At 60.2% G+C, this 5,434-nt stretch carries 6 protein-coding genes; 1 reads left to right on the forward strand and 5 read right to left on the reverse strand.

From position 1 onward, the window contains the following. Nucleotides 1–318: phosphatase PAP2 family protein (locus JNL55_RS21535; protein WP_293858676.1), on the forward strand; the 318-nt coding region annotated here is incomplete at its 5' end. A 21-nt stretch (nucleotides 319–339) separates the two neighbouring features. Here JNL55_RS21535 and JNL55_RS21540 read toward each other — a convergent pair. The 5 genes from JNL55_RS21540 to JNL55_RS21560 all read right to left on the reverse strand — a co-directional run. Then, nucleotides 340–1,665: an MFS transporter gene (locus JNL55_RS21540; RefSeq protein WP_293858691.1), complete on the reverse strand. Its 1,326-nt coding sequence runs from the start codon at nucleotides 1,663–1,665 to the stop codon at nucleotides 340–342. Nucleotides 1,666–1,682: 17 nt separating this feature from the next. After that, complete coding sequence (locus JNL55_RS21545; protein ID WP_415923132.1) at nucleotides 1,683–2,369, reverse strand: HupE/UreJ family protein; 687 nt, start codon at nucleotides 2,367–2,369, stop codon at nucleotides 1,683–1,685. Between the two features lies 1 nt (nucleotide 2,370). Beyond that, nucleotides 2,371–3,042 carry a hypothetical protein gene (locus JNL55_RS21550; protein ID WP_293858682.1) on the reverse strand — a complete coding sequence of 224 codons (672 nt, stop codon included), beginning with the start codon at nucleotides 3,040–3,042 and terminating at the stop codon, nucleotides 2,371–2,373. Nucleotides 3,043–3,104: 62 nt separating this feature from the next. Continuing rightward, on the reverse strand, nucleotides 3,105–3,386 hold the full coding sequence (locus JNL55_RS21555) for a hypothetical protein (RefSeq protein ID WP_293858685.1): 282 nt from the start codon (nucleotides 3,384–3,386) through the stop codon (nucleotides 3,105–3,107). After that, nucleotides 3,383–5,434 (reverse strand): efflux RND transporter permease subunit (locus JNL55_RS21560; protein ID WP_293858688.1); only part of this gene is annotated, 2,052 nt, incomplete at its 5' end. The genes JNL55_RS21560 and JNL55_RS21555, both read right to left, overlap by 4 nt.

The raw sequence follows: 5,434 nt of genomic DNA on the forward strand, positions 1-5,434 counted from the left end.
AAGAACTGTTCCTTCTCGTCAGGCGAGGCAGCTGGCGGCTTCTTCGCCCTCGCGCTGGCGCGAGCGCTGAGCAGACGACGCGCGTTGCTCCTCTCGGGAATCGGGTTCGGCGTGCTGGCGTCGTTCTGCCGTGTTGCTACCGGCGCGCATTTCTTTTCGGATACGGTCGTCTCCTTCTTTGTAATGCTAATCGTCGCGGACGTCCTGTACTACTACCTGCTGTCAACGGAACGCGAACGGCCGCCATCGGAACCTATCGCTCTGCCAAGGCCTGCGCTGCTTGCAGCATCCGAGTCAGGCACCGATCAGCTTCGATAGGAAGGTACGCTAGGACGCCAACTATGCGGGCCACCGAACGTGCAGATCGTCGATGACGTAGGCATGCGCATGCACGCCTGCGCTGTCACGCAGATGTGGATGGTCCAGTGGCAGATCGTCATGGTGATGCGAAAGAATTTCCTTGTCGTGACGAGGCCAGGCGATGGCGGCAGCGAACACGCCGATCGCGGCAAGACCTGTCATGGCCAACAACGCTGATGCTGTGCCCGCTCGTGCGCCGAGCCAGCCAACCAACGGATAGGCGATCAACCAGCACGCATGCGACAGTGAGAACTGCGCAGCGAACAACGCAGGGCGATCCTCTTCCTGCGAAGAACGCCGCAATAGCCGGCCACCGGGCGTGACCAGAGCGGCATAGGCTGCACCGAGCCCAAGCCACGCAACCAGCAGCAGGGACCATTGCGTTGACACAGGCAGTGACAACCATAGAGCACCTTGGAGCGCCAAGACGAACGTCAGTGCGAAACCTCCGGTCATCATCACGATACGATCCGACCAGCTCCGCAGGATGCGCGGCAAACAGAACGCCATCGTCATGGACCCTGCCCCGAACGCCGCGAGCGCCAGCGCAACCGCTCGATCGGAATACCCAAGCTCGCTGCGAACGATTACGGCGGTATTCACGATGACCATGGCACTACCCGCAGCTGCCGCGAGATTAAGTGCAAGGAGCCCACGCAATCGTGGCGTCAGCAGATAAATTCGAACGCCGCGCGTGAGCTTTTCCCGAATCGTCGTCTGTGTTGTTGGCACGACCGCTCGCGGCAGCACCACCGATACAACAAGCAAAGCCGAGCCAAGAAAACCGAATGCGGTTCCGATGAACAAAGCCTGATAGCTCACCACCAGCAACAGCAACGCCGCTAACGCCGGGCTCAGCAGCGTCTCGAGGTCGTACGCGAGTCGAGAGAGTGACAACGCCTTGGTGTAATCCCGCTCCGCCGGCAGAACATCCGGAATCGTCGCCTGGAAGGTCGGCGTGAAGGCCGCCGAGCAACTCTGCAAGACGAAGATCAGCACGTAGATCTGCCAGATCTGGCTCACGAACGGCAGTACGACCACCACAGACAACCGTGCCAGATCGAGCGCCACCAGCAATGTTCGACGTGGCAGGCGATTCGCGTAGGCGCCCGCAATCGGAGCGATCACCACATAGGCGATCATCTTGATTGCAAGCGCCGTACCGAGCACAGCGCCGGCATCCTTGCCCGCGAGATCGTACGCCAGCAAGCCCAACGCAACGGTCGCAAGCCCTGTGCCGACGAGCGCGACGATCTGCGCCATGAACAGGTGACGATACGTGCGGTCGCTGAGCACCCCGAACAGAGAATCGCCTGCGTTCATCAGGCCACCCAGTAACCCGTCATTTGATAACCGAACAGAGCGAAGCCTGCCATCATGATCAGTACATTGGCGGCGTAAGCCGATCGGACGAACCCGTCACTACGCCGCCAGACGTTGAACGCAATCAGGATCAACGCGAGCGCGGCGAACTGCCCCATCTCGACGCCGATGTTGAAAGCAATCATGTTCGGCAGCAGCCCCTCTTGCGATAGTGACAAATCCTGCAACTTGGTCGAAAGACCGAAGCCATGCGCGAAACCGAACAGCAGCACCGCCGCACGCGTATCGAACTTGATTCCCAGTCGTGCAAAACCTCCGATGTTTTCGAACGCCTTGTAGACGACCGACAGACCGATGATCGCGTCCACGATATAGGCGTTGGCGTGGATACCGGCAAGCACGCCGAACAACAAGGTCACGCTGTGCCCCACGGCAAAGAGTGTTACGTACAGCGCAACGTCCTTGATCCGGTACAAAAAGAAAATAACACCGGCCAGAAACAGCAAGTGGTCATAGCCGGTGACCATATGCTTCGCACCCAAGTACATCAACGGGATAAAGTGCACACCCTCGATGCGCTCCAGATAGGCCGCATCGCCGCCTTCGACTCCGTGCGCAAACAGGAGCGGCGCGAACAGAGCAAGCAACAAAGAAACGAATGTGAGTGCGCTTCGTCTCAGTGACATGTCACTTGCTCCCGGATGCCTTGCCGCTGCTGTCGGAGATGCCGTAGTTGATCAGCTTCTCGTAGTAACCGTCGACATTGAGCTTGACCGTCACAGGCTGATCAGCAATGTTCAGCCAGAACCAGCCGTGCTCGCCCTCGAACGGCGCCACCAGTGATCCGCTGCCCTGCGTGCCTCCTTGCTGCTCTTCGTAACGAACCCAAAAGGCATTGCCCTCACCGGGTTCATGTCCGTGAAAGTCGACATAGACGAGGCCACCCTCGGCCTGCCAGGAGAAGGTGACCACCTGTGCAACTTTCAGCAGCGCCTTGATCTCTGTCTGCTCGCCTGGCTTCAGCGTAATCGTCAGGTCTTCGCGTTTTGCGACACGCTGCTGTTTCTGGAAAACGGCGGGATTCGGCAGCGGTGCGGGCTCGCCGAAATCCGGAATCGCCACCTCTCGATACTTCTCGTTGCCGCCCACCACGTCAGCGATCTGCACCGTTTTCGCCGGAGCGCTCATGGCCGTAAGCCCCAGAGCAGCACCGATACGTGTGGGATCGATGTTGTACTCGGCCGGTAGAACGATCGTCACCAGCACGATCGCCGCGCCGGCAATCGCCGCTACGACACTCATCAGAATCTTCTTGGCTGAAGGCGGACTGGCTTCAAACGGTGATATCGGCTTGGACACAGATTGACTCCACAGGGCACGATGAGAACAGAGGCGCTGTGACAGCGCCTCTGCGTGCGTCGTTATTGATTGCTCTTCGCTGCGCCATCTTTGGACAACCCCGCGATGAACTCCGCGCTCGACAGTGCACCGTTCTTGTCGCGATCCAACTTGGCGAATTTGTCAGCTGCCGCAGCTACATCCTGGGTAGCGGCCTTCAGGTACTCGGTGTACTCGGCAAGAGACAAGTCCTCGCTCCCGTCCGCATCGAACTTCGCGCCTGGGCCGTGCATGCCCTTGTGCGCGAACGCGGCACCGACTACGAACGTAAGAGCGGCAGCGGGCAATACTCGAATCATCTTCATTGAGAAACTCCTCCTGATTGATGAACAACATGACGTTTGGGTTGATGCACGAGGCTATAGAGCGCAGGCAGCACGATCAAGGTCAGCAATGTGGATGACACGATGCCACCAATCACTACCGTCGCCAGCGGTCGCTGCACTTCGCTGCCGATGCCGGTGTTGAATGCCATCGGCACGAACCCCAAAGCGGCCACCAGCGCCGTCATCAACACGGGCCGCAGTCGCGTCAATGCGCCTTGGCGGATTGCCACCTCGAGCGATGTCGCTTGCGCTCGCAACTCGCTGATGAATGTCACCATCACCAATCCGTTGAGTACGGCGATACCAGACAGCGCGATGAAACCGACCGCCGCCGAGATCGAAAAAGGAATGCCGCGCATCCAAAGCGAGAGCACGCCGCCGGTCAACGCCAACGGCACGCCGGAAAAGATGATGGCGGCATCTTTGGCCGAGCCCAGTGCGAAGTACAACAGGCTGCCGATGATGAGCAGTGTGAGTGGCACCACTACAGCAAGCCTCTTCGAGGCAGATTCGAGCTGCTCAAATGTGCCGCCGTACTCGATCCAGTAACCTGCCGGCAGCTCGACTCGATCCGACACCGCCGCACGCACGTCCTCCACGAACGAACCGAGATCGCGGCCACGCACGTTCGCGGTCACAACCACACGTCGCTTGCCGTTTTCACGGTTGATCTGGTTGACGCCGGCTTCCAGCTGCAGCTCCGCGATCTCGCCCAATGGCACATAGCCGCCCTCTCCTACGGGCACGGGCAACAGCTGCAGCGAATCCATGTTGGTTCGCAAGTTCTCCGGCAGGCGCACCACGATGTCCGAACGACGGTCGCCTTCGTAGAACGCTCCGCCCACCGAGCCGCCAACGGCCGTGGCGACCAAATCCTGAACTTCGGACACGTTGATTCCCATCCGCGCCATGGCTTCGCGCTTTGGCGACACCGTCAGCACAGGCAATCCGGTGGCTTGTTCGACGGCAACGTCGGCCGCTCCATCGACGCCTCCGACGGCAGCGCCGATCTCGCTGCCCAGCTGCACCAGCGTGTCGAAATCGTCACCGAACACTTTGATGGCAAGCTCGGCGCGGACGCCCGCGATCAGCTCGTTGAAGCGCATCTGGATCGGCTGCAGGAACTCATATCGATTGCCTGGAATCGGCGCGACGTGCTCGGCGAGCTCCGCCACGAACTGCGCTTTGGACTTCTCGGGGTCCGGCCATTGATCGCGGGGTTTCAGGATAATGAAATTGTCTGCCACGCTAGGCGGCGCAGCCTCGGTGGCGATTTCGGCCGTTCCGATCTTGGCGAACACTCGCTCTACTTCAGGCAGCTGCCTCACGCGCGCCTCCAGCAACTCCTGCTGCCGGATGGACTGAGTGAGCGACGTTCCTGGAATACGCAAGGCATGCATGGCAACGTCGCCTTCGTCCAGGTTCGGAATGAACTCCGTGCCAAGACGGGTGACCAGCCATCCGCAGAACAAGGTCAGCACCACGGCCGCCCCCACGACGGACCAGCGCAACCGGAGCGCCAGACCAATCAGCGGCTCATAGGCCGAGCTCGCCGCGCGTACGATGACGTTGTGTTTCTCAGGTAGAGGCCTGCGGAACAGAAAGGCGACGCCTGCAGGTACGAAAGTCAGTGAGAGGACCATGGCACTGATCAGCGCGATGATCACGGTGATCGCCATCGGATGAAACATCTTTCCTTCGACGCCGGTGAGCGCGAGGATGGGCAGATAGACGGCGGTGATGATGAAGACGCCGAACATCGCCGGCCGCATCACCTCACGGGTCGCCTCGAACACGAGCCTCAGCCGCTCCGGCAGCGACAGCTCGTGGTCCTCATGGGTCACCGCGAGCGACAAGCGCCGCAGGCAGTTCTCGACAATGATGACCGCACCGTCGACGATGAGCCCGAAATCGAGTGCGCCGAGGCTCATGAGATTCGCCGTGACGCCGCTTTGAACCATGCCGGTAATCGTCATCAGCATGGCGAGCGGGATGACTGCGGCTGTCAGCAACGCCGCTCGAACATT

It is taken from the genome of Steroidobacter sp., assembly GCF_016790065.1.
Classification (GTDB): Bacteria; Pseudomonadota; Gammaproteobacteria; order Steroidobacterales; family Steroidobacteraceae; genus Steroidobacter.

Coding starts and splice junctions, on each gene's coding strand:
- JNL55_RS21545 (WP_415923132.1), bottom strand. CDS start 2,369: ATGTCACTGAGACGAAGCGCACTCACATTCGTTTCTTTGTTGCTTGCT.
- JNL55_RS21555 (WP_293858685.1), bottom strand. CDS start 3,386: ATGAAGATGATTCGAGTATTGCCCGCTGCCGCTCTTACGTTCGTAGTC.